The organism is Epilithonimonas sp., assembly GCF_036780765.1.
Classification (GTDB): Bacteria; Bacteroidota; Bacteroidia; order Flavobacteriales; family Weeksellaceae; genus Epilithonimonas.
Genome location: NZ_DAIQCG010000001.1, coordinates 320,882 through 346,316, shown reverse-complemented (window position 1 = coordinate 346,316; position 25,435 = coordinate 320,882). Strand labels below are relative to the sequence as shown.

Here is a 25,435-nt window from a genome sequence, read left to right as displayed (position 1 = left end):
AGCGGAGATTAATTCTCCGCTTTTTCGTTTAGCCAACCCAATTCTCCAAAATGTTTTTTGAATTTCTGAATCTTAGGACCAACTACAGCACTGCAATATGGCTGAGTTGGATTGGCATTATAATAACCTTGATGGTAAGCTTCTGCGGACCAAAATTTTTCGAAAGGAACAATCTCTGTTACATATTTTCCATTCCATTCCTGTTTGGCTTCAGATTCTTTCGTAGATTCTTCCGCTTCTTGCTTTTGCTTTTCAGAATGATAGAAAATTGATGATCTGTATTGCGTTCCGATATCATTTCCTTGTCTGTTAAGCGTCGTAGGATTATGAAGAAACCAGAATACTTCCAGTAATTGTTTGAAAGAAATAATCTTCGGGTCAAAGGCAATTTCCACCACTTCTGCGTGTCCGGTAGTTCCGGTACAAACTTCTTCATAAGTTGGATTGTCCTTGTGACCTCCAGAATAACCAGAGGTTACAGATTCTACGCCTTTCAGCATATGAAAACAACTTTCTACACACCAAAAACATCCGCCTGCCAAAGTGGCATATTCCAAATTGTTCTTATCCATTTTTTGATTTGTTAAGGGTTTTGATTTTTTCTCCTGTCCATTACAGTTGACGAGGAAAAAACATAAGATGATTAATAAATAACGAGTCATTTTCAAAAAGAAAAATCCTTTGATTTTCTTACGTCTTAATAGCAAAAATTATTCCTATTAATTAATACGAAACACCAAAGGATTCTTAGTATCAATTATTTATTATTTTCCCATACCAGAGCACTAGCTCCAAGTATAGCTGCGTCTGCCTCGTCCAACTCGCTGAAAACTAATTTCACTTTTCCGCGGAAGATTGGAAGCAGGTTTCTCTCCATATGTAATTTTGCAGGTTTCAAAAGATATTCACCAGCTTTGATTACACCTCCAAATAACAATATTGCTTCAGGAGAAGAAAACATTACGAAATTTGCCAATGCTTCTCCCAGTTTCTGTCCTGTATATCTGAAAACTTCAATCGCTGTTGGATCACCTTTTTCTGCACATTCGAAAACAGTTTTTGAATTGATAGTATCTTCAGGATATTGATTCAACATAGAGTCTGGAAACTCAGCACGGAATTTCTTCGCCGTAATAGCAATTCCAGTGGCAGAAGCATAAGCCTCAAGACTTCCTTCGGAACCTGTGCTCCAGTGCTTTCTCCCGCCAGGTTTTACAATCGTATGTCCTAATTCTCCGGCAAAACCATCGTGACCATAAATCAGATTTCCACCACTGATGATTCCACTTCCAACACCTGTTCCAAGCGTAATCATTATGAAATCTTTCATTCCTCTTGCTGCGCCAAACATCATCTCTCCCAATGCTGCAGCATTAGCATCGTTTGTCATTTTGCAAGGAACTCCGAATTTGGCTTTCATTAATTCGGCAAAAGGAACTACACCTTTCCAAGGAAGGTTAGGAGCTAGTTCTATTGTTCCTTTGAAGTAATTGGCATTAGGTGCTCCAACGCCAATACCATCCAAAGTAGCGTTGCTAGAAACCTCTTCTATAAGAGGTTTGATATTGGTGTATAAAGCATCTATAAAATCCTCTACTTGTTTATAATCTTCAGTTTTTATACTTCCTTTAGCAAGAATTTCTCCACGGTGATTAACCAATCCGAATTTGGTATTAGTTCCGCCAATATCAATTCCGATTGCTATTTGTTTGGATAGATCAATTAATGACATCGATTTTTAATTTTTTAAGACCCTAAATTTAGGGAAAAACAAACTAATATGCATTAGATATTAAGTTAATTTTAAATTTATAATTAATGAAAATTATCAATAATATGAATGCAAAGAAAAAAAATCCGAATGAGTCATCCGGATTTGTGTATCAATTATTTTACTTGTGTTTTTTTTCTTCGTCCCCACCAGATCATAAATCCGGTGATTGGCATGGATGCAATAATCAAACTTACAATGAATGCGATAATCTTGGTAGGCAATCCTAATATAGCTCCAACGTGGATGTCATAATTAGCTCCAACGACTTTTTCTCCAAAATTTTTATCTTTTGGATCGTGTCTGTGCAGTAATTCTCCAGAATTCTCATCGAAAATCAAACTACTGCTTTTGTGATAAGAATAGGAAAGATGTCTTACGTAAACTTCGAAATGTGGATGTTCATGATCATCGATGTGCGGATGTCCCAAGTCCAAAGAAAAAGCAAACGCATCTGGATAAAGCTCAATTACTTTATCAGAAATTTTATCCAATGTTTTATCGGTTCTCATTTCGATTGGTGCTTTGGTCGTGATTTTAGAAAAATCTGGATAAGCAGTTTCTCCTCCAGAAAATACGACGTAGATCATTGCCTGAACAACGAAGAAAGAGTAGAACAATCCCGTAATCGTGAGAATCAAAGCAAAAATAGAGGAGTAGAAGCCGAGAATATTGTGAAGATCATAATTCTTCCTTTTCCATTGTGTTGTATCTTTCCATTGGAATTTGAAACGTTGTTTCCTTGCAGCTTTGTTTTTCGGCCACCAAAGTACAATTCCAGTAATCAACATTATCAAAAAGATAACAACTGGAATCCCGACCACATAAGTTCCCCAATCTTGTTTTAAAAGGAAACTCCAATGGATGGACTTTACAATGGCGAAGAAACCGTTTTTCTCATCATAAACTTGCAGGACTTTTCCGTTGTATGGATTAACGTAAGCTAATTTGTAGATTGGAAATTCATCAAAATAATTCCATTGATCTGGCTGATGTTCATACCAATAAAATTGATAGGACATTTTTTTGTCAATCGGGACATTGACCCAGTGGATAGGATATTTTTCTTTGGTTTGTTGATCTACCAATTTCTCCAAGTCCCTTATCGGAATCACTTTTTTGGATTCGATATTTTGTTCGTTGTGGTAAATATATTCTTTGCGGGTAAAGTTTTCTATCTCGTCATTGAAAACGTAAAGCGATCCTGTAATAGAAATGATAAATATCAGAATACCAATGGATAAGCCAAACCACAAATGTAGTTTGGCTGACCATTTTTTAAAGAAACTTGGTTTTTTCTTATGATGATGTTTTTTCTTCATAGATATTTAAAAAGCTAAGTTTGCAACTGGACTTTTTACTTTTTTAGAATTTGTAATTCAAGCTTAGAGATAAAGTTCTAAGTCTCTGTGGTGTAACTGTTGACCAACCAGAGAAATATTTTTTATTAGCAATGTTGTCTAATTTCAAGATAATACTATATCTACTTTCTGTATAGGAAAGAGAAGCATTCATAATGATATAGCTTGGCAATGGGAAAGCGCCAATGTTTCCTCTATTCAATGTATAAAATCTACTAGCGGAATTTCCACCGAAACCAATTCCAAAGTTTTCAAGTGATCCTTTCTGGATTTTGTAAGTTCCCCAGAAATTAATTAGATTTTTAGGTCCTGCATCTTCTGTTCTATTTCCAGGATAACCCAAATCCCCTTTTACAACATTGCTGTCATTGTAGCTATAACCCGCGATCAAGTTCATGCCAGGAATTGGGCTTCCCAAAACACTTACCTCAAAACCTTTACTATCTACCTCACCACCTTGAGTAATATCCAAGCCATTACCCATTACCTTATTTTTTACATTGATGCTGTAGTAACTTGCTGTAATTGAGAATTTGTCACCTGCAAGATTGGCTTTTGTACCAATTTCCCACTGATTGGCATGTTCTGGATCGAAATAGTAAAATTCATTAGATAGAATCGTTCCATTTTCATCTGTTACTTGAACTTGTTGTGGCGCAACATATTGGAAGCCGTTCATGTAGTTACCAAAAATGGATACCTTATCCTGAATAGGTTGATATACTAAACCTAATTTTGGAGAGAAAGTTGTCTTGGGTTTAGAATCTGTGGTTGCATAGAGAACTCTTCCTGTGAAGTGATCTATTCTCATACTTAACATTGCTGATAAGTTTGGAAGAATATTAACAACATCAGACACATATGCACTATAAATTTTTGACTCTGCACTAGTAGGTTCTTGTGATGTATTAGCAAGTACAGCATCAACACCAGATTTAGTAAGACTATTTGCTTTAGTGTCGCTTTTATCTACGATGTTGATAACTCCATATTCCTCATAGTTAGTGCCTCCTTGGCTGAAATTTTGTTCAAAATAGTCTAAGCCTATTAATAATTTATTTTTTAAATTTCCAATATTGAAGCTACCATTAAAGTTCTGCTGAATACCTGTGGTACTAGTTTCGCCTGATACACTGGCAATAAATCTTTTAAAATCACTTCCATTCGACTGATCCCATAGGTATTGATAGTAACCATTACTTTTCGTATTACTTCTGGATAATATTGTTTTTGATGTCCAGTTATCTGATATTTTATAGTTGGCTGTTGCCTGTAGATTGAAAGAGTTGTTATTTATTGTCAAATCATCACTAGTATATGATTTTTTATAATTTTCTTTAAAAATACCAATCGAATGATAGGATAGAGGAGCATATCTATTCAAGAAAATCATTGGAGCATTAGATGACTCAGCTTTTTTAATTTCTGTATTCACATAGAATGTTAATCTATCATTTGCTACAAATTTTACAGAAGGAGTGATGTAGAAAGACTCATTGAAACCAGCATCTTGGAAAGTGTTGTTTTTTTGGTATGAAGCATTTACTCTTGCAAATAGATTTTTGCTTAATGGTGTATTAACATCCGCACTAATTCTATTCAAGCCATAACTTCCATTAATGTAATTCACTTCTCCACCAAAGTAGTTGTACGGTTTTTTAGTAATTACGTTAATTAATCCTCCATAAGAAATTACACTTCCTCCGTATAAGGTTCCAGATGGACCTTTAATTGCTTCAATAGTTTCGATTCCAGCAGGGTCAAGCGTTCCATTACTCAAACTTGGCATTCCGTTAACCAAACTTGGCTGTAGAGAGAAACCTCTCATTGTGTAATATTCCCCACCATCATTTCCTCTACCTGTTGATTCCCATAATCTTGCTATACCAGTTACATTTTTAAGAGCATCATTGAAGTTCGTGACCACCTGCTCTTTGATAACGTTTTTATTGACCGTATTGTAAACCTGAGGATTTTCGATTTCCTTCAGAGGCATTTTATTCACAGATTCTCTATCTCTGGTGATATAACCGTGCACTACAACTTCTTCAATATTATTAGATTTATTAATCGTATCATTTTCCTGAGCAAAAGCGAATGTGGAAGTTAAAACCACAGCACTCACAATAATTTTCTTCATTAAAGGAATAATTTTTCGCAAAGGTATTATTTTTATTGATTCTAAATTAAATTAATATGTGATATTTGTCATTTTGTTACAACCTTAAAACAAAAAAAGCTGTTGAATTATTCAACAGCTTTTATAATATTTTTAGAAAATCCTTTGTTATGCAGGGATCTCGCCTTTATAAAGGAAAGAGACAATTTCTTTATTTACTTTGTCAACCATTTCGCTGAACAAATAGAAAGATTCTTGTTTATAGATTACCAATGGATCTTTTTGTTCATATACAGCACCTTGAGAAGAACGACGAAGATCATCCATTTCTCTTAAGTGAGTTTTCCAGTTCTCATCAATAATTGCTAAAGAAATATTCTTCTCGAAGTCTGTGATTAATGATTCACATTTAGTTTCATAAGCTTCTTTCAAATCCGTAACGATCGTCATTGTTTTGACGCCATCTGTGAAAGGAACTTGGATCATTTTGAACATAGAACCCTGGTTAAGGTAAACATTCTCGATAATTGGAAATGCTTTTTCTTTAAGAAGATTCAATCTTAAATCATAATCTTCTTTTGCAGCTTTGAAGACTTTGTCTGTAAGTGCAGGAATTTGTAAAGTTCCAAATTCAGACTCACTTACTGGAGATTCCATTGTGAAATGCTTGATAATCTCAAATTCGAAATCTTTAAAGTTTCCAGTTGCTTTTGCTGAAGAAACTATTGCTGCTGCAGTATCATAAATCATATTCACGATATCATACTTCAGGTGATCTCCAAACAAAGCGTTCTTTCTGCGTTTGTAGATTACGTCACGCTGTTTGTTCATCACGTCATCATACTCCAACAATCTTTTTCTAACCCCGAAGTTATTTTCTTCAACTTTTTTCTGAGCTCTTTCGATAGATTTGGAAATCATAGAATGCTGAATCACTTCCCCTTCTTTATGACCCATTCTGTCCATCATTTTAGCAATTCTTTCAGAACCGAAAAGGCGCATCAAGTTGTCTTCCAAAGATACATAGAATTGGGAACTTCCTGGGTCTCCTTGACGACCAGCTCTACCTCTCAACTGTCTGTCAACACGACGAGAATCGTGTCTTTCTGTTCCGATAATTGCCAAACCTCCAGCATCTTTAACTTCAGCTTTCAATTTGATATCGGTACCTCTACCAGCCATATTCGTAGCGATAGTTACTACGCCAGGTCCACCAGCTCCAGCTACAATTTCTGCTTCTTTTTTGTGAAGTTTCGCATTCAGAACTTGGTGTTGAATTTTTCTTAAGCTCAATGCTCTTGATAATAATTGAGAAATCTCAACCGATGTTGTACCAACCAAAACAGGTCGTCCTGCTGAGGTCAATCTCTCGATTTCTTCAATTACTGCATTGTATTTTTCACGATTGGTTTTGAAAACCAAATCTTGTCTGTCATCTCTTTGGATTGGTCTGTTGGTAGGGATTACCACAACATCCAATTTGTAAATCTGCCAGAATTCTCCAGCTTCAGTTTCCGCAGTACCAGTCATACCAGCCAATTTGTTGTACATACGGAAGTAGTTTTGTAAAGTTACCGTTGCAAAGGTTTGAGTTGCTGCTTCGATTTTTACATTTTCTTTAGCTTCAATTGCTTGGTGAAGCCCGTCAGAATAACGACGACCGTCCATAATACGACCCGTCTGCTCATCTACAATTTTTACTTCGCCATCAATTACCACATATTCATCATCTTTTTCGAATAATGTATAAGCTTTCAGCAATTGATTCATTGTATGAATACGTTCAGATTTTACAGCAAATTCTCGGTATAATTCTTCTTTTGCAGCGAATTCTTCTTCCTTGGAAAGATTTTTCTTTTCGATGTCAGCAATTTCTGTCCCGATGTCTGTCAAAACGAAGAATTGTTGATCCTCATTACCTGCAGACATATATTCTACACCTTTATCTGTCAAATCGATTTGATTATTTTTCTCATCGATTACGAAATAAAGATCCTTATCTACAATTGGCATATCACGGTTGTTATCCGCCATATATTGACCTTCAACTTTCTGAAGCAAAGCGCGGTTTCCACTTTCTGACAAGAATTTAATCAATTGTCTGTTTTTAGGAAGACCTCTGTAAGCTTGAAGCAATTTGAAACCTCCTTCTTTGGTATTTCCGTTGGCAATCAATTTTTTAGCTTCATTGAAAATAGTAGACACAGTTTTTTTCTGGACTTCAACAATTCTGTCAATAGAAGGTTTAAGAACATCAAATTCCTGTCTGTCGCCTTGAGGAACTGGACCAGAAATAATCAATGGTGTTCTTGCATCATCAATCAAAACCGAATCAACCTCATCAACAATAGCGAAATTCAATTCTCCCTGAACTAATTCAGTAGGATTGGTTACCATGTTATCTCTGAGGTAATCAAAGCCGAATTCGTTATTAGTTCCGTAAGTAATACTTGCTTGATAAGCCTTTCTTCTGGAGTCTGAGTTGGGCTGATGAAGATCGATACAATCAATCGTCAATCCATGGAATTGATACAATGGACCCATCCAAGCCGAGTCACGTTTTGCCAAATAGTCATTAACTGTTACAACATGAACTCCTCTTTCTGGAAGCGCATTAAGATAAATTGGTAAAGTTCCCACCAAAGTTTTACCTTCACCAGTCGCCATCTCGGCAATTTTTCCTGAGTGTAATACAACACCACCAATAAACTGAGTGTCATAATGAACCATATCCCAAACTACAGGTGTTCCGGCCGCATCCCAAGAGTTTTTCCAGACAGCAATGTCGCCATCTAGAGAAACGAAATCTTTGGTAGCTGCTAATTCACGGTCTTTATCTGTTGCTTTAACACGGATTTCTCCATTCTGAGCCAAACGTCTTGACGTTTCCTTTACCAAAGCGAAAGCTTCAGGAAGGATTTCATTAAGCACTTTTTCTTCAACTTCGTAAGAATCCTTTTTCAGACCTTCGATTTTGTTGAAAAGCGCTTCTTTTTCGTCAACGTTGGTTGAGTTTTTTATTTGCTCTTTTATTTCGTCTATTTGAGATGTAAACTTAGCAGTCGCGGATTTTATTTTCTCCTTAAACTCTGCAGTTTTATCTCTCAAACCATCATCAGATAATGATTGGATGCTAGATTCTACTGTTTTTATTTTTGCGACAACTTTTTTTACTTCTTTAAGATCTTTTGCATTTTTATCTCCCAAAAAACTTTTAAGAACGGTATTTAAAAAACTCATAATTTGCTATTTGCGGTTTGCTATTAGCTTTTGACTAACAGCTTAATTTATATTAAAAAAATTGGCAAAAGGCTAATAGCCAAAAGCCAAAAACGAATTAATATTCGTCTTCGTTCCAAAGATAATCCTCGTCTGTAGGATAATCACTCCAGATTTCGTCGATGGCGTCATAGATTTCTCCTTCGTCCTCAATAGCTTGAAGGTTTTCTACAACTTCCATAGGTGCTCCTGTTCTGATGGCGTAATCAATTAATTCTGCCTTGGTCATCGGCCAAGGTGCATCGCTTAAATATGAAGCTAATTCTAATGTCCAATACATAATTTAAAATTTTTGCAAAAGTAAAAAAATAGGTGATACTTTATACATATTTCTACTGATTTTCAATAATATTTAAAAATAAATTCATCTTATTTCCAAAATTTCTATTATCAGAGATTTGTTATTGCCGATTTCCCAAAAACCATTCCACAAATTTTTTTGTGCCATTTTGGAAGTTTGTTGTCGGTTTATAGCCAATCAGAGACTTCGCTTTTGTGATATCCGCATTGGTTTTTATGACATCTCCGGGTTGCATTGGCAGATTTTTTTTGACTGCTTTTTTGCCAATGGCATGTTCTAATGTGGAAACCATTTCGTTCAACGTAATCACTTCACTTTCCCCAAGATTTACAATCTCATAAACACCATTATTATTCTCTAGATAATCGATGGATTTAAGAACGCCATCAATAATATCATCAACAAAAGTATAATCTCTGGCTGTAGAACCATCGCCGTAGAAAGGGATTTCTTTGTTTTCAAAAATTAGTTTAGTGAATTTATGAATCGCCAAATCCGGTCTTTGTCTAGGTCCATAAACCGTAAAAAACCTAAGATGAATCATATCAATATGATAAAGATGATGATAAACGTGACCCAAAACCTCAACAGCTTTTTTAGTGGCTGCATAAGGCGAAATAGGATTGTCTACATTGTCAGATTCGGAAAATGGAACTTTTTCTTTGTTTCCATAAACGCTTGAAGATGAAGCGCAAACGAATTTTTTAATTCCAAGTTCTTTACAAAGCTCCCAAAGATTCTGAGTTCCCCGAATGTTTACGGCTTCATAATCCAAAGGTCTTTCAATCGATGGGTGAACGCCTGCCAAAGCCGCCAAATGAATTACCAAATCAATTTTATGTTTCCTGAAGATTACCTCCAGTTCTTCTTTATCACGAATGTCTTGATAATAAAGTTGATAAGATTCTGATTTTGTTAAAGATATGAGATTCTTGATATCAGATTCTTTATCAGTAAAATTAAAATCAATTTTATGGTCTAAAGAGTCTAAAGAATTTTGAAATTTAATTTTATAATCATAGAAATCGTCGAAGTTGTCAACGTTAATGACAGAATGTCCGTTTTTTAAAAGTTGTTCTACTAAATGAGAACCAATAAATCCGCTTCCGCCGGTAACTAAATAGTTCATAACATCAATTGTGTTGCGAATATAAGGATTTAACAAAAAAAGAATCCCTTATTCAGAGATTCTTTTGATATCAAATTAAAAATTAATTTATGCTAAATGCACAACAGGTTCTTAATATTAAAACTTTGTTAAATATTAGTTTATTACGCCATAAACCTTTATTTTTGTATTGTTATTGATTCGGTCTATTGAAATTTGAAATAATTTCAGCGTAACAAATAATGATAAAAACGTTTTAAATGGCAAAGTCGTACGAAGCTATTTTCGAGAACAATAAGAAGTGGGTAGAGTCTAAAATCTCGGATAATCCGGAATATTTTCACGAACTCGCTAAAACACAAAACCCAGAATATCTCTATATCGGATGTTCCGACAGTCGCGTAACGGCAGAAGATATGATGGGCGCGGAGCCGGGCGAAGTTTTTGTTCACAGAAATGTAGCCAATGTTATCAATACTTTGGATATGAGTTCAACAGCTGTCATACAGTACGCTGTGGAACATCTGAAAGTGAAACACATTGTCGTGTGTGGGCATTATAACTGTGGCGGTGTGAAAGCGGCAATGACATCACAGGATCTTGGATTACTTAATCCTTGGTTGAGAAATATCCGCGATGTGTACAGACTGCATCAGGCAGAACTGGACGCTATCGAAGATGAAGCTAAAAGATATGACCGACTTGTAGAACTGAATGTTCAGGAGCAATGCATCAATGTTATCAAAATGGCTTGTGTGCAAGAACGTTATATTTTGGAAGAGCAACCCGTTGTTCACGGTTGGGTGTTTGACCTTAGAACAGGAAAAATAATCGACCTCGAAATCGATTTTGAAAAAATATTAAAAGACATTCAGAAGATCTACAACTTGACAGATTCTGACTGGGTGATGAGCCGAAAAAATAAGCTCATCGATAAAAAATGATATGAAGTATTTAAGTATCTTAATATTAGGGATTTTTCTCAACTTTACAGCTTTACCTAGTTTAGCTGCATTGTTTGGTTGGGAATTGCCAAGAACTAATGTTGTGATCAGTGAGGAAGAACATTCCCACTCCAATAATATGATTGTCATCTACGAAAAAACCATTCCTAAAACGCTGGACATCCACGATTTCCTAAAGTTTTGTGAAACGGATACACACAACAAAATCGCTGTAAGCTGGGAATCTAAATTGTATTTCCCACCATCTCTCAGCATATTCTCTCCACCTCCGGAAGCATAAATAATAGTTCTGTTTTTCTCAGAAAACGCTTGGACATTGGCTGTAATCACACAGCGAAGAGCATCTGTTGTTTTTTGAATTCATTTTAATCAATTGTTATTGATTATCAATCACATCTGTTATTTATATTGATGAAGTCGCCTTTAGGTCAGGTAACGACATCAGACAAACTTATTATTTTCTTATGAAAAAGACACCATCTTTGTTTGGAGGAATCAAAGAGAACTTTCCGTCTGGTCTTGTAGTATTTTTAGTTGCATTACCATTATGTTTAGGAATTGCATTGGCATCAGGAGCACCTCCATTATCCGGTGTTATTGCAGGTATTGTTGGAGGGATTGTTGTAGGGGCAATCAGTAATTCCAATATTTCGGTTTCAGGACCGGCTGCTGGTCTTACGGCTATCATCTTGGTAGCGATTACTGATATTGGCGCATTCGAGTTATTTCTTTGTGCCGGGATTATTGCCGGAGTCATTCAATTAATTCTCGGTTTTATACGGGCTGGAAGTATCTCCAATTATTTTCCGAACAACGTCATAGAAGGAATGTTAGCCGGGATTGGAATCATTATTATTTTGAAACAGCTGCCACACGCGGTTGGATTTGACAAAGATTATGAAGGTCATCAGTCCTTATTCGATAATGGTTTTAATATAAACTATTTTACCGAATTATTTACAGCGATCCATCCAGGAGCCATTATCGTGACATTAGTATCGATGGGAATTCTACTGGCTTGGGATAATGTAGCAGCCTTGAAGAGGCTGAAGTTATTACCAGGAGCATTAGTTGCTGTAATTGCCGGAATTCTGATGAATGAGTTTTTCAAATTATCAGGAAGCTCATTAGCGATTTCGCCAGAACATTTGGTAACACTACCTGTCCCTACAACTTTGGACGAGTTCAAGAATCTGGTAACTTTTCCGGATTTGGCTGGATTTACCAATACTAAAGTTTGGATCACAGGCGCAACCATAGCAATCGTGGCATCCATTGAGACTTTACTTTGTATCGAAGCTTCAGACAGATTGGACGTAAGAAGAAGAATCACAGACACCAACCTGGAGCTTAAAGCACAAGGTATCGGAAACTTAGTAAGTTCTTTTATTGGCGGATTACCAATGACATCCGTTGTCGTAAGAAGTTCTGCTAATGCAAGCGCGGGTGCAACGTCTAAAGTTTCAGCTATAATCCACGGTGTTCTGTTATTGATTTGTGTTTTAACCATTCCTGTTATTTTGAATTTGATTCCATTAGCTACATTAGCTGCGGTATTAATTTTAGTAGGATATAAATTGGCGAAACCGGCCACTTTTAAGCATTTTTGGCACAACGGAAAGTATCAGTTCATCCCATTTTTGGCAACTGTAGTGGCTGTTGTAGCAACGGATCTTTTGAAAGGGGTTGGGATTGGATTATTAATTTCAATTATTTATATCTTACAGGGAAATATGAAACGTGCTTATTATCTGAGCAGAGAAACATTGAACGATGCCGATGAGATTACCATCAAATTAGCAGAAGAAGTTTCTTTCTTGAACAAAGCCGCGATTAAAAAGACGTTGAAGAATATCAAGTCTGGGTCAAAAGTAATTATCGACGCCAAGACGACTTCATACATAACAACAGATGTATTGGAAATGATTCAGGATTTTGCCAATGTAAGAGCAAAAGAAGAGGATATAGAAGTGGAATTGGTGGGATTCAAAACATCGTATAGAGATTATGCGAGCGACCAGGATTCTCACGTTGTGGTGAACCACAAAAGGGCAATGTAATTCTATTATTATTATTATTATTAAATTTTAACAATCAAAAAAAACACATATTTAAAACATTTTAAAAAATATGAAAGCACATACATCAGAAACGCAAGCGACTATTACTCCGGAAAAAGCATTAGAAATCCTTAAAGAAGGGAATGCAAGATTTGTCAACAACCTAAAAGCGAATAGAGATCTTTTAGCACAAGTGAATGACACGCGTGCAGGACAATGGCCATTCGCAGTAATATTGAGCTGTATCGATAGCCGGACATCTGCAGAATTGATTTTTGATCAAGGTCTTGGAGATATCTTCAGCGTAAGAATTGCGGGTAATTTTGTGAATCAGGATATTCTTGGCTCTATGGAATTTGGCTGTAACGTAGCGGGATCTAAGTTAGTTGTCGTTCTTGGACATACCAAATGTGGCGCACTAAAAGGTGGTCTTGACGCAGCAGCAATCGAAGGTCTGGGGATGGATAATCTAAATCACTTGATTGGGCATTTTGATCCGATCATCAAAAATATCATTAAAGATGGCGAAGAACGTTCTTCTAAAAACGAAGATCTTCTTGAGAGATTAAACCATCATAATGTAAAACACGCGATAGAAGACATTCGTAAACAAAGTTCTACTTTGAAGAATTTGGAAAACGAGGGTAAAGTCAAAATCGTGGGTGCAAATTATGACGTAGAAACTGGCGTTGTAACTTGGTTATAGGAAATATTTTTTCTTCATACAATTAGGGTGGTAGGCCGGGTAATTTATTATCCGGCTTACTTTTTTAAGCTAAACAATATAATATATGCTTAAATAGTTATAGAATAAACTATTAATATGAAATGTTAGTCCGTTCTTGGAGAACAGATTCGGATTGAGATTTATTTGCCGTTAAAAGCAGTCATCGTATTTTGTACACCGGCAAAAACAAAAGATAAAGCAGCCTGGGAAAACTTTTCGATTCTTTCAGAAAGTTTGTCTTTTTCTTCATCATTCCATTTTCCGAGAACATAATCAGCTTGTTTTCCTTCCGAGAAATCTGCTGATATCCCAAATCTTAATCTGGTGTAATTTTGAGTATTCAATTGTGCTTGGATACTTTTCAATCCGTTATGTCCGGCATCAGAACCTTTCATTTTCATCCTCAAAGAACCAAAAGGCAAAGCCAAATCATCTGTAATAATCAGAATATTCTCTAAAGGAATATTTTCTTTCTGCATCCAGAATTTAACTGCATTTCCAGAGAGATTGACGTAGGTATCGGGTTTTAAAATAAAGACTTTTCTGCCTTTATATTTGCCTTCGGCAAGTAATCCAAAGTTGGAAGATTTGAAAGGCGCTTCTATTTTCTCAGCAATCTTTTCGGCCACTTTGAAACCGATATTGTGTCGGGTTTCTGCATATTCTTCCCCTTTGTTCCCGATGCCGACAATAAGATATTTCATTTTAGTTTAAAGAAAATTATTTAACATATTCAAATTCGACAGTACCCATTTCAGATGTACCTAAAGTAGGATAACCATCTTTATCATATACATACTTGAAATTTGCAGTTATTGTCTCAACATTAGAAGTCAACTTCAGAGTTTTATAATTATTGACTGAAAACCCAGAAACCACATTATTTTCCAAATCAAAATGAGAACTAACCAATTTGAAGGCCAAAGGTAACGTTCCCAAAGGATTTTTATTAGTATCAAAACTACTCAAAGCAGTTGTTAAAACTATTGGTGAGCTTGTAACAGGTCCCGGTGCGGTTGTAAGGGAATATTTAAAATTAGTCAGATTATTGCCTACAAATGTATAATCTGTCTGTAGTGTAAACATCTCTGTAGTATTGGTCTCATCTTTTATCTTTGTTACAATACTTTTAATTTTATCAGATGCATAATTATAATTGGTAGAAGAAACATAAATGATAGTTCCATCGGAGGTTGCTGTAGTCCCTTCTGACCTAACTAATTTTCCGCCAGTGTAAGTAAGATTTTGAGTATTAATCATCGCATCACCAGATGCAGTATCTTCATTCTTATAAACGATTTTTGTAATATCATCACCATTATAAGTAAGGGTATAATTAAAAGAATTGTTATCTGAAGTTACACCTGTCAGTTTGTTATCTGAATAATTGTAAGTAGTAATTACTTTGTCACCAGCATCATCAATTGTTGTTATTTTTTTGATATTTTTAATTGTAGAATTAGATACTCCGACTTCTGTATCATACTCAACACCGTGTAGAAAATCACCGTTTTCATCTTGGTTAGGACTGCAAGACGACAGGATAAAAAATCCGAATATATAATAAACTATATTTTTCATTGCTTAATTTCTGTTTGCAAAGTTAATTTTTTAAAATCAAAATATTAAATGTTAATGATAATCAAAATATTGGTCAGAATTTTTATCTTTTAGCTGATTCAATTCCTCAACAAAAACCTTCAATTGTTTTTCATTCAGATTACCATTTCTTTTGTAGATTTCTATTCTTCTAACGAGCTCTGAATTATAAAATTGTTTAAAATTTTCATTCGTTTCCTGTTTGTTCCACAAATCAAAATATTCGCACATTGCCGATAGAAAACTTTGCAATTCTTCTTCAGTTTTTTCATCTACATTTTTGCTGAACGCAGTTACAGAACAATAGATTGGCTTTTTATCAGAATCCATTTTATCCATAAAAGCTTTGTATTTGTCATCAATCAAAGCTTCGATTTGTTCTTTGTTGAAAGAAATATCTTGATTAATGTCTTTCAGCTTTACAAAATCAGCAGAACTGTTGTTTTTATTAAAGATATAATTCGCATAAACCACAACTTCACCTTTTCCCAAACCTGGCGAAATCCCATAATGTTCCGAAAGATAAAAAAGCGCAGGCACAGAATAGTCGATGCCGTCTTTTAGTTGGGCGACAAACAACTCGATTTTGGTTTCGTCTTTATCTTGCGCAATTCGTTTCTCCAGGTTTTTATAAGATTGATAATCATAAAGCGTATCCGATGCTTTTTTGAAATGTCTGATAGGCGATTCTGCACTATAAGTTCGGAAACCGTTGGCAGAAACATACTTTTTATTGTAAAGAATTCCGTCCATTCTGTAAATATTTTTCCGATAAGAATAATAAAAATCAACTGTATTTCGAATCGATTTTTTCTCAGAATTAAAATCAATGGAATAAACCGGAACCGACTTATCTTTAGAATTAAATCTTACCGAAGTTCCGCTCAAACTGTCTGCTTCACTTAGAAAAGTCATTTCTTTGTCGTAGTGGTATTTTTGGATTTGAGCATTGCAAAAAAAACCTAAGATTATAAAAATCAAAGCAAAAGTCTTTTCACAAAATTTAAATGAGATTCTATTCATTAATTAATTTCAAGCCAAAATCCTATTCAAAACCAGATTCACTTCATCTACATTTTTCACATTGTCTTTTCTCATCATCAGCTGGTTGTTCTTTTCTTTTAACGTTGCTTCTGCAGGATTTTGTGTGAGATAAGATATGATTTTTTTGAATTTTTCGCTTTGATAGAATTTATCCTGAGGATTCGCAGGGAAATAGCCAAGGAAAACTTTGTTCTTAACCACCAACTTATCAAATCCAATTTCCGCAGCCAACCATTTCAGTTCTACAGATTTTAGAAGATTAATAGCTTCAGCAGGCAATGCTCCAAAACGGTCTTTCAACTCATTTTCAAATTGTTGCAGTTCTTTCGCGTTCTGGATATCAGCCAATTTTTGGTACAATGACAAACGTTCTTCCGTAGAATTCACATAATCATCTGGTAACATCAATTCCAAATCTGTATCGATATTAACTTCTTTGGTTGATTTGAAAAGTTTGTTCCGGTCTTCTTCATTTTCAAAAAGATTCTCAAAGTTCTCATCATCTTTCAATTCTTCCAAAGCTTCCTGCATCAATTTCTGATAAGTTTCAAATCCCATTTCATTGATAAATCCACTTTGTTCTCCACCCAGCAAATCTCCCGCACCACGGATTTCCAAATCTTTCATCGCAATCTGGAAACCACTACCCAAATCCGAGAATTGTTCAATCGCTTCCAGACGTTTTCTCGCATCAGAAGTCATCATATCAAACGGCGGCGTAATCATATAACAAAACGCTTTTCGGTTGCTTCGTCCAACTCTACCACGCATTTGGTGCAAATCCGCCATCCCGAATCTTTGGGCATCATTAATGAAAATCGTATTGGCATTCGGAACGTCCACACCACTTTCGATGATTGTGGTTGCAACAAGAACATCATATTTTCCTTCCATAAAGTCGAGGACATTCTGCTCCATTTGTTTTCCGTCCATTTGTCCGTGACCGGTAATCACTCTTGCATCTGGAACCAATCTTTGGATTAATCCCGCAATATCTTTTAAGTTCTCAATTCTGTTATTGATGAAATAAACCTGCCCGTCACGTTGTAGTTCATAAGAAACGGCATCACGCAAAATCTCTTCATTGAAACCAATAATACTTGTCTCGACAGGCTGTCGGTTTGGCGGAGGTGTTTTAATAACAGATAAATCTCTCGCAGCCATTAGTGAAAATTGTAAAGTTCTCGGAATGGGCGTTGCAGTCAATGTCAACGTATCAACATTGGTTTTCATCGTCTTCAATTTATCTTTTACAGAAACACCAAACTTATGTTCTTCATCAATAATCAACAAACCTAAATCCTTGAATTTCACTTTATCCGAAACCAATTGATGGGTTCCAATCACGATATCCACTTTTCCGTCTTTCAAACCTGCCAACGTCTCAGATTTCTGTTTCGCGGTACGGAAACGGTTTAAGTAAGAAATATTAACAGGGAAATCTTTCAAACGTTCTTTGAAACTTCTATAATGTTGGAAAGCCAAAATTGTAGTTGGAACAAGAATCGCTACTTGTTTTCCATCAGTCGCGGCTTTGAACGCTGCACGAATTGCAACTTCTGTTTTCCCGAATCCAACATCGCCACAAATCAATCGGTCCATAACACCTTCTGCTTCCATATCATTTTTCACATCCACCGTTGCTTTTTCCTGGTCTGGTGTATCTTCATAAAGGAAACTCGCTTCCAGCTCATTCTGCAGATAAGAATCAGGCGAATATTGGAAACCTTTTGCGGTTTTTCTTTCTGCATAGAGTTTAATCAAATCAAAAGCAATTTGTTTAACTCTAGCTTTTGTTTTCTGTTTCAGTGATTTCCAAGCGGGCGAACCAAGCTTGCTGAGAACAATTTCTTTTCCGTCTGGTCCATTATATTTTGAAATCTTATGAAGGGAATGGATACTCACATACAACAAATCGCCATTTTTATAAGTCAGCTTAAAACATTCCTGGATTTTCCCATCATTATTGACTTTTACCAATCCCATAAATTTTCCTATCCCGTGATCGATATGGGCAATGTAATCGCCAACTTTCAAAGACATTAAATCTTTGAGAGTCAGTTGCTCCGACTTCGCGAATGTATTCTTGGACTGATATCTTTGATAACGGTCAAAAATCTGATGGTCTGTGTAAATCAGAATTTTATTATCAAAATCTACAAAGCCTTCGTGCAGTTCTGATTTGAAACTTTTGAACGGAATCTCGTGCTCGAGTTCTTCAAAAATCGATTCTAATCTTTCCTTTTGTTTTTCTGATGAGAAGGAAATCCAAGTGTCAAATCCTTGACTTTGTTTTTCTTCCAAATCCTGAATCAACATTTCGAAGTTTTTATGGAAACTCGGCTGTTGTGTTTGATTAAGTTCTATATTCTTGATTTTTGGAAGTTCAAATGGCTGAGAACTGAAATCAATCGTTTTGAATTTGATTAATTTATTTTGGAATTCGGGCTCAGAAATAAACAATTCGTCAGGTGTTCTGTGTTTGATATCCTTACTCAACGTTTCGAATTTCTCTATCGATTTTTCATAAAAATCTCTGATTCTTTTAGTCGAAAGAAAAAGATTTTTGGAAACCACAAAACTGTCATCGGGCAATAATTCAAACAAGGAAACTTTAGTCCCAGAAACCGAAAAATTCATATTGGAAACCAACTGAAATTCATCAATCTTGTCCATAGAAAGTTGAGATTCTATATCGAAGGTTTTAATGCTTTCAACTTCATTCCCGAAAAATGTGATTCGGAAAGGTTTCTCATTGGAGAAAGAAAAAACATCCACGATTCCGCCTCGAACAGAAAATTCTCCAGGTTCGGAAACAAAATCCGTTTGATTGAATTGATAATGATTCAGTAATTCATCCACAAAATCAAAATCCAGCTGGTCGCCCACTTTTATCTGATGAGAAATCGCTTTGAAATCTTCCTTCTTCAAAACTTTTTCTGATAACGCACCAATGAAAGCAACAATCACTTTCGGCGATTTCCCCGAATTCAGTTTATTGATAACTTCAGTTCTCAGAACGAGATTGGCATTCTGTGTTTTCTCGATTTGATAAGGCTCAAGATGTGTTGCCGGAAAGTATAGAACGTTGTCGCTTCCCAACAAATCTTCCATCTCGGCATTGATGTAAAGCGCATCCTCTTTGTCATCAATCAAATAAAGAATCGTTTTGTTCTGAGTCAAGAAAAGTTCCGAAGCCAAAATTGAAACCGCAGAACCGGCACTTCCTTTAACCGAAATGTGCTGATGTTTTGGTATTTGTGAAAAAATCTCGTTGCCAAATTGTTTCTGAAGCAAGTCTGGCAAAAGGTTTTGATTGATTTTTTTTAATTCCATTTTTCCTCTCTCTAAATCTCTCTCCAAAAGGAGAAAGACTTTTTTAAATTTGATACAAACGCAAAAAGCGATTCCGAGAAATTTTCGGAACCGTTATTTGTTTTACAAAGATACTATTTTTAAAAAAAATTAGTTTTAATTTTACAACCTTAAACTATGAGCATTTGAAATTCGGTTTCAAAATATTATCCCTTTTCTGTTTGTTATCTATTCTTTTAACTCAATGTAAAGATGATGACGCCAACATTTTCCGTGCTTATGTGGAAGGAAAATTCACTTATTCTGATGGGAAATTTTTAGAAGAGCCTATTCATCTTGTCGTCAATAAAAAAATAATCGCAGAAAGTTTTCCCAAAGAAAGCGGAAGTTTTGTTTTGGCTGGACCTTATGACAAAGGCGCTTACAAACTTCAACTCAAAGATTTTAAAATCAAGTCTTTTTCTACAGACACACAAGGTTGTAAAATCTCCAACGATTCACTGAGCATCGAGATTCCTGATGGTGTGACTTACGTTATTTTCAATGATATTATTTTGAAATAATGAAGAGAATTTTACTTTTTTCTTTAGCTTTAATTTCGATTTCGACTTTTTCTCAGAGAAGAAAAAAGCAGGATTGGACAGAAAATGTTCGTTCTTCCATAGACCCGCACGTGAAAGTGATGGTTCCACTTGGCGATAATTTTCTCAAAGACACCTTTGATTATTTTTATGGTTTCGGAATTGGTGGAAATTTGAATCTTTATAAAAATTTCGGACTTGGTGTAGAATATACTTACTTCTTGGCCAATGTGAAAAATGGTGAAAAATTCGGTTATCTTGGAGCACCATCCATGAATAATTTTGACTGGTATATTTTTCATAAAGATAAAATCGCAGAAGACTTTTTTGTGGAAGAAATCTTAGGTTACAGCACTTACCGATTGAAAAGTCCTTATCTCGACAATTCAGGCAAATTTTCTGAAGGAAATGGTGGATTAAATTTCGGAGCAAAATTCATTTACACGATTGATAACGAAGGTTTTCAACAAGTCGTCTTCGGAACAAAACTCAATTTCTACAATGCTAAAATCGGAAATCAAAATCCTGACATCGCCGATTATTATTCAAAAGCCATAATTCTCAACTTCAGTTTAGCCTATCGTTATAATTTTTAAGTCATTTTTAAGTTGTTATAATTTCTGGTTAAAGTTTTTCTTTATTTTTTTTTGAATCATTTTTTGATATAAATTTGTTTCATCAAAACCAAAGAATCATATGAAAAATTTATTAACAAGTCTATTGCTTGTTTTCGGAATCGGAGCAGCAACAGCACAAACAACTACACCAAGAACAGCAGCTACTCCAGTTGCAAAAACAGCAAAAGCAGATGTTAAAAAAGTTGAGCAGCAGGCGAAAAAAGGAGAAACAAAAATTGAAAAGACTGCAACTAAAGCCGAGGTTAAATTGAAAAAAGACGGAACCCCGGACAAAAGATACAAAGCCGCAAAAACACTGAAAAAGGACGGAACTCCTGACAAGCGTTACAAGGCCAACAAGTAATTATCCTAATCGGTGAAGAAGAGAGGGACAATTAATTTTTCATAACTTTTATTTTTTTAAGACTTTACAAATTTTGTAAAGTCTTTTTTTTGGTTCGTGATTTGTTTTAAGATGATTAACCAATCCAAAAAAATAGAATTATGAGCCCAAAACCAATGCTTACGCTATCCGAAGTTATGGAAAAACTTCGACAAAAAGGAATTACAGACGAGGTGAGAATGACGGAGGATAAGAGATTCGTCATCACCGGAACTGAAAAATCTCTCAAAGCGGAAGATTTGAAAATCATCCGTACTTACAGATTCGAAGGAGCGAGTGACCCAGACGATAACGTTGCCCTTTATCTTGTGGAAGATGTCTATGGCAACAAGGCGATGATTATCGATTCTTACGGCGCTAATAGTAACTACGAAGGTCATGAATTCGATGATTTTATAAAATCTCTTCCCACGGAAGAAAAGGAAGAATACGATTTTTAAACAACAATTCAGATATAAATAAAGCTTTTCAGTTTTTTGAAAAGCTTTATTTTTTTAAATTTTGATAACGAGAAGTGACTTTTTCAAACCATCTTCTATACCTTTCCAATAGAAATTGAAGAACGAGCGTTGTTTATTTCTTTCCACATAAATATCTACAAATTCAGGGAATTTTTGAGAATCTTTTTTCACGACCAAATTAGCAATGGCTGACAGAAATTTCTTTTTCTCTTTGGTATCTTTATCCAATACGTTCACTTTCAAATCTTTGTGCTTAATTCTGAATTTTCCGTTCATCACATCATTATTTCCTTTAAAATCATAATTGAGACTTGTGATCGTTCCCGTTGCAGTGATGTTCATATAAGGTTTGATAAATGGGTTGATCTCATTCGCAGGAAGATTGTTGATATAACCGCCAATTGTAAATTGGTCACGCATATTCGCCGTATCGAAGTTCCAGTTCACTTTCATAGGAGAAGCGCCCATAAATTTGCAATGGATAACAATTGGAACTTTGGTGTTCGCACCTTTCTGTTTATTTGAATTAAGGTTTTTCACGTTCATATTAAACTCTGTAAAAAAAACTTTTCCTGGTCCATTGGAGTCTGGCTTATCTTCTTCGTACACCAATTTGGACTGAATAAGGTTCAGGTTTTCAACAACTAAAGGGAATTTTATTGTTCTTAATAATTTGGAATATAATAATTTTTCTTTCGGATTATCTTTTGGGATTTTGCTTCGGAAAATGTTTGCATCAACATTTGTTAGCTTTGCATTTTTCAGTTTGATATTTGGTTTGTCATTTTCGATTTTCCAATTAATTCCTGATAATTGAATTCTATTGGCCGCAATATCAAACAAATCATTTTCCATCGGAATCATTCTTATAAATTCGGCTCTGGAAACTTTTGGGTTTAATTTAAAATTCAATAAATCAATACTTTGCGAAGTCATATCTATGCTTGACAAATCCATTGTATAATATTTTCCCGCATCATAAAAAAACTGCTTTCCTGTGATTTTGTAATCCTGATAAGTGAAAGGAATTTTGTTTTTCGACGTTTCTTCATCCATTACAAAATCTTTGATATTCGCACTGAACTGAGCTAAAGAAAGTGATTGGCTTCCATTGGATTTTAACATTGATAATTTCCCATTAACAATATCTAAATTTTGAAAATCAATATTAAAGTTTGACTTCTTGTCGTTTGACTTAACAATTTTATTATCACGATTTTGAATGATAATTTCTGGCTTCTGAATGTTCGTATTTTTCAGACCCAATTTTGTCTTGTTAAAAATCAAATCATTGAAAGAAAGATTCTTACTCTTGATGTGAAAAAGACTTTTTTGATTCTTGAAACTCTTTTCCCAATCTTTGAAATCCAACATAGGCTTCAGTTCAAAATCATTGATTGACAGTTGACCATTATTGGTAACAACTTTGGAAGAATTGATGGAATAAGCTGGACTCAACAAAAAGAAAAAATCATTGGCAGTGATTTTATAACTATCTAAAGCAAAAGGCAATTCGTTGGGATTGTCGTTAAGACTCAAATTTTTAACATTAAGGTTGAGTTTCCTTGATGAGAAATACTTTGTTCGATTAAACTGTGTCACATCAAGATTTCCATTTTCTATCTCAATATTTTTGATAAAGAAAGGGATGGGTTCTTTTTCAACTTTATCTTCTTTCGGTTTTGATAAACGGATTTTTAAATTGGGATTTTTCAGTTTGATAGAATTGGCTTCAATCTGATTATTTTTTAATAATTTAATTAAACCTAATCGGCTGATATACAAATCCTCCAAAGCTCCATCCAAAGCTACGACTTCCAAGTTGTCAGGTTGTTTTGTTTTGACTTTGATTTGGTGGGCAGAAATGCTTCCACTCAGAATTTCTACATTCAGAGATTGGTAAGAAATCTCGTAAGGCGTTTTGTTTTTGAGGTAATCAGGAAGTTTATACTTTAACCAAAGACTGAATCCGATGTTCAGCAGTAAAGTCAAAGCCAAAAGACTTCCAAGAACGATAAGCGAGATTTTTAAAGTTTTTTTCATCGATTTTTTTCTAATTAATTGATTACTAAAAACCGTTCCAAGTTTACAGACTCAGTTCTATCACATAACCTTCGTGTCCTCGAACGTTGATAAAATCGTCTCCTTCAAAAGCAAGATATTGCCCTTTTATACCTTTCAAAACCCCATTGAATTCTGGTTTTTTGTCCAATGTAAAAACATTGACCTTTTCTGGTTTCTCATAAGGAAAATCTAATTTCACAACATTATCATCTGTAACAGCAAATTTCTTGAAATCGTTGGGGAAATAATCGGCAATTTTATTTCGGAAATCAATCAAATCCAAAGTATCTTCATAATCATCTGCAAGCATTTTCTTAGGATTGGTTTTGTCTGCAACGTATTTTTTCAACTCAACCTCAATCATTCCTGCTTCATAACGATTATCTGTAATCGCAATTGGCAAAGCGAAAGTCGCACCTTGATCAATCCAACGTGTCGGGATCTGATTTGTTCTTGTCACACCAACTTTTACATCGCCCGTGTAAGCCAGATACACGATGTGCGGAACCAATTGAATTTCTTTTTCCACTTCCAAATCTCTTTCTGCAACGCCAAGATGCGCAGTTGATAACTCCGGACGAATGATTGTGTCACTCGCATAAGGGCTTTCGAAAAAGCATTTTTTACAAAATCCCATTCTGTAAACTTTCTCATCACTTCCACAATTCACACATTCATAACCTATATGTTTGATGTGAAGTTCTTTCCCGAAAAGCTGATTCATATTAATCAAATCACCTTTCAGATTAAGAAAATATTGAATCGGTTGTCCGTTTTGGGAAATCATTTTTAGAATTTGTCCGGAGAATTGCATCGTTTAAAATTTTAGTAAAAGTACAGAAAAAAAGGTTATTTTTGTTTAAAACACAATTGAATGGATGACCTACAAAACGCAAGAAAACATTTTACTTTTTTATTGAATTACGTTTTAGACTGTTCTAAAAAATCATTTTTGAGTGCAGATGATTTCTGAAAATCTACTTTTGCGCTAAACTTTATTATTAATATAATTCTCTGTAGCATTAGCTTTTGAAGAAATAATCGCGGGATTGCCTACAACGATAGAATTATCAGGAACATCTGTGGTTACATAAGCATTCGGCGCAATCAAAACATTATTACCAATAGTGATATTGCCCACAATTACTGCGTTGGGACCAATCCACACTTCGTTTCCAATTACCGGAACGCCTTCGTTTCTACCACGATTAGCTTGTGCTATGGTTACGCCTTGAGCAATATTACAGTTTTTTCCAATTTTAGCTTTTGGATTGATAACCAAATGTCCCCAATGTCCTAGGTAAAATCCTTCTCCAATCTGGGTTTCTGGGTAGATTTGGAAGCCATATTTGATTTGGTAATGGCGAAGTAACAGTTTGTAAAATAAACCAACGATCGGTTTTTTATAATGCTTCTGAGTCTTTCTCAAAAGATAAATATAATGTAGATTGGGACTGAAACATTTTTTCAGAATCTGAAAAGAGGACAGATAGCGCCCGCTTTCTCTGTAAAAATCTTTTTGAATGATAGAATAACTCATGTTGTAAAAATAGGAATTACAAAAATATCTTTTTTAATAATGCTAATTTTGACACAAAGTTTGCAGAGTTTCTTGAGTTGTTCGGTGTTTTTAAGATCACAAGGTATTTTGCTTTATCCG

At 35.0% G+C, this 25,435-nt stretch carries 22 protein-coding genes; 8 read left to right on the top strand and 14 right to left on the bottom strand.

The annotated features are described in order from the left end of the window. Positions 1-8 precede the first annotated feature (8 nt). From msrA to V7P73_RS01635, 7 genes are all read right to left on the bottom strand, one after another. Positions 9-572: a peptide-methionine (S)-S-oxide reductase MsrA gene (msrA, locus tag V7P73_RS01665; protein ID WP_442896952.1), complete on the bottom strand. Its 564-nt coding sequence runs from the start codon at positions 570-572 to the stop codon at positions 9-11. Between the two features lie 185 nt (positions 573-757). Continuing rightward, positions 758-1,732: an ROK family protein gene (locus V7P73_RS01660; RefSeq protein ID WP_333850912.1), complete on the bottom strand. Its 975-nt coding sequence runs from the start codon at positions 1,730-1,732 to the stop codon at positions 758-760. Positions 1,733-1,887: 155 nt separating this feature from the next. Next, complete coding sequence (locus V7P73_RS01655; protein WP_333850910.1) at positions 1,888-3,093, bottom strand: PepSY-associated TM helix domain-containing protein; 1,206 nt, start codon at positions 3,091-3,093, stop codon at positions 1,888-1,890. Between the two features lie 43 nt (positions 3,094-3,136). Further along, positions 3,137-5,272 carry a TonB-dependent siderophore receptor gene (locus V7P73_RS01650; protein WP_333850908.1) on the bottom strand — a complete coding sequence of 712 codons (2,136 nt, stop codon included), beginning with the start codon at positions 5,270-5,272 and terminating at the stop codon, positions 3,137-3,139. Positions 5,273-5,419: 147 nt separating this feature from the next. Beyond that, a complete protein-coding gene (secA, locus tag V7P73_RS01645; protein WP_333850906.1) occupies positions 5,420-8,491 on the bottom strand; it encodes a preprotein translocase subunit SecA in 3,072 nt (1,023 codons plus the stop codon). Between the two features lie 97 nt (positions 8,492-8,588). Further along, positions 8,589-8,810, bottom strand: coding sequence for a DUF2795 domain-containing protein (locus V7P73_RS01640; RefSeq protein WP_027382805.1), 222 nt, complete (start codon positions 8,808-8,810; stop codon positions 8,589-8,591). Between the two features lie 121 nt (positions 8,811-8,931). Then, entirely contained in the window at positions 8,932-9,960 is a 1,029-nt protein-coding gene (locus V7P73_RS01635; protein ID WP_333850900.1) for a GDP-mannose 4,6-dehydratase, read from the bottom strand. Between the two features lie 239 nt (positions 9,961-10,199). Between V7P73_RS01635 and V7P73_RS01630 the strand changes: the two genes are divergently transcribed. The 4 genes from V7P73_RS01630 to V7P73_RS01615 all read left to right on the top strand — a co-directional run bounded on the left by V7P73_RS01630 (position 10,200) and on the right by V7P73_RS01615 (position 13,670). Then, the gene (locus V7P73_RS01630; protein WP_333850899.1) at positions 10,200-10,883 is read left to right on the top strand and encodes a carbonic anhydrase; all 684 of its coding nucleotides are present in this window, start codon (positions 10,200-10,202) and stop codon (positions 10,881-10,883) included. 1 nt (position 10,884) lies between these two features. Further along, on the top strand, positions 10,885-11,184 hold the full coding sequence (locus V7P73_RS01625) for a hypothetical protein (protein WP_333850897.1): 300 nt from the start codon (positions 10,885-10,887) through the stop codon (positions 11,182-11,184). A gap of 184 nt (positions 11,185-11,368) precedes the next feature. Continuing rightward, complete coding sequence (locus tag V7P73_RS01620) at positions 11,369-12,964, top strand: SulP family inorganic anion transporter (RefSeq protein WP_333850895.1); 1,596 nt, start codon at positions 11,369-11,371, stop codon at positions 12,962-12,964. Between the two features lie 70 nt (positions 12,965-13,034). Beyond that, positions 13,035-13,670: a carbonic anhydrase family protein gene (locus tag V7P73_RS01615; RefSeq protein WP_333850893.1), complete on the top strand. Its 636-nt coding sequence runs from the start codon at positions 13,035-13,037 to the stop codon at positions 13,668-13,670. A gap of 161 nt (positions 13,671-13,831) precedes the next feature. Here the strand turns inward: V7P73_RS01615 and pth are convergent, their stop codons facing one another. From pth to mfd, 4 genes are read right to left on the bottom strand one after another with little or no spacing between them, the layout of a single operon-like run. Then, positions 13,832-14,395, bottom strand: a complete 564-nt coding sequence (gene pth, locus V7P73_RS01610; RefSeq protein WP_333850891.1) for an aminoacyl-tRNA hydrolase — start codon at positions 14,393-14,395, stop codon at positions 13,832-13,834. Positions 14,396-14,411: 16 nt separating this feature from the next. Continuing rightward, positions 14,412-15,272 carry a hypothetical protein gene (locus tag V7P73_RS01605; protein ID WP_333850889.1) on the bottom strand — a complete coding sequence of 287 codons (861 nt, stop codon included), beginning with the start codon at positions 15,270-15,272 and terminating at the stop codon, positions 14,412-14,414. Between the two features lie 51 nt (positions 15,273-15,323). Beyond that, positions 15,324-16,271 carry a hypothetical protein gene (locus V7P73_RS01600; RefSeq protein WP_333850887.1) on the bottom strand — a complete coding sequence of 316 codons (948 nt, stop codon included), beginning with the start codon at positions 16,269-16,271 and terminating at the stop codon, positions 15,324-15,326. Between the two features lie 51 nt (positions 16,272-16,322). Continuing rightward, positions 16,323-19,670 (bottom strand): transcription-repair coupling factor, encoded by a 3,348-nt coding sequence (gene mfd, locus V7P73_RS01595; protein ID WP_333850885.1) that lies wholly within the window; start codon positions 19,668-19,670, stop codon positions 16,323-16,325. 164 nt (positions 19,671-19,834) lie between these two features. Between mfd and V7P73_RS01590 the strand changes: the two genes are divergently transcribed. The 4 genes from V7P73_RS01590 to V7P73_RS01575 all read left to right on the top strand — a co-directional run bounded on the left by V7P73_RS01590 (position 19,835) and on the right by V7P73_RS01575 (position 21,690). After that, on the top strand, positions 19,835-20,212 hold the full coding sequence (locus tag V7P73_RS01590) for a hypothetical protein (protein ID WP_333850883.1): 378 nt from the start codon (positions 19,835-19,837) through the stop codon (positions 20,210-20,212). Next, entirely contained in the window at positions 20,212-20,826 is a 615-nt protein-coding gene (locus tag V7P73_RS01585; protein ID WP_333850881.1) for a hypothetical protein, read from the top strand. The genes V7P73_RS01590 and V7P73_RS01585 overlap by 1 nt, the downstream gene beginning before the upstream one ends. A 100-nt stretch (positions 20,827-20,926) precedes the next feature. Continuing rightward, on the top strand, positions 20,927-21,211 hold the full coding sequence (locus V7P73_RS01580; protein WP_333850879.1) for a hypothetical protein: 285 nt from the start codon (positions 20,927-20,929) through the stop codon (positions 21,209-21,211). A gap of 140 nt (positions 21,212-21,351) precedes the next feature. Then, complete coding sequence (locus V7P73_RS01575) at positions 21,352-21,690, top strand: hypothetical protein (RefSeq protein WP_333850877.1); 339 nt, start codon at positions 21,352-21,354, stop codon at positions 21,688-21,690. Between the two features lie 54 nt (positions 21,691-21,744). On the opposite strand, the gene V7P73_RS01570 is transcribed toward V7P73_RS01575, so the two are convergent. From V7P73_RS01570 to V7P73_RS01560, 3 genes are all read right to left on the bottom strand, one after another. Then, positions 21,745-23,754 carry a hypothetical protein gene (locus V7P73_RS01570; protein WP_333850875.1) on the bottom strand — a complete coding sequence of 670 codons (2,010 nt, stop codon included), beginning with the start codon at positions 23,752-23,754 and terminating at the stop codon, positions 21,745-21,747. A gap of 43 nt (positions 23,755-23,797) precedes the next feature. Continuing rightward, entirely contained in the window at positions 23,798-24,589 is a 792-nt protein-coding gene (locus V7P73_RS01565; protein ID WP_333850873.1) for a DUF2797 domain-containing protein, read from the bottom strand. Between the two features lie 174 nt (positions 24,590-24,763). Beyond that, positions 24,764-25,315: a serine O-acetyltransferase gene (locus V7P73_RS01560; RefSeq protein WP_333850871.1), complete on the bottom strand. Its 552-nt coding sequence runs from the start codon at positions 25,313-25,315 to the stop codon at positions 24,764-24,766. Between the last annotated feature and the right edge of the window lie 120 nt (positions 25,316-25,435).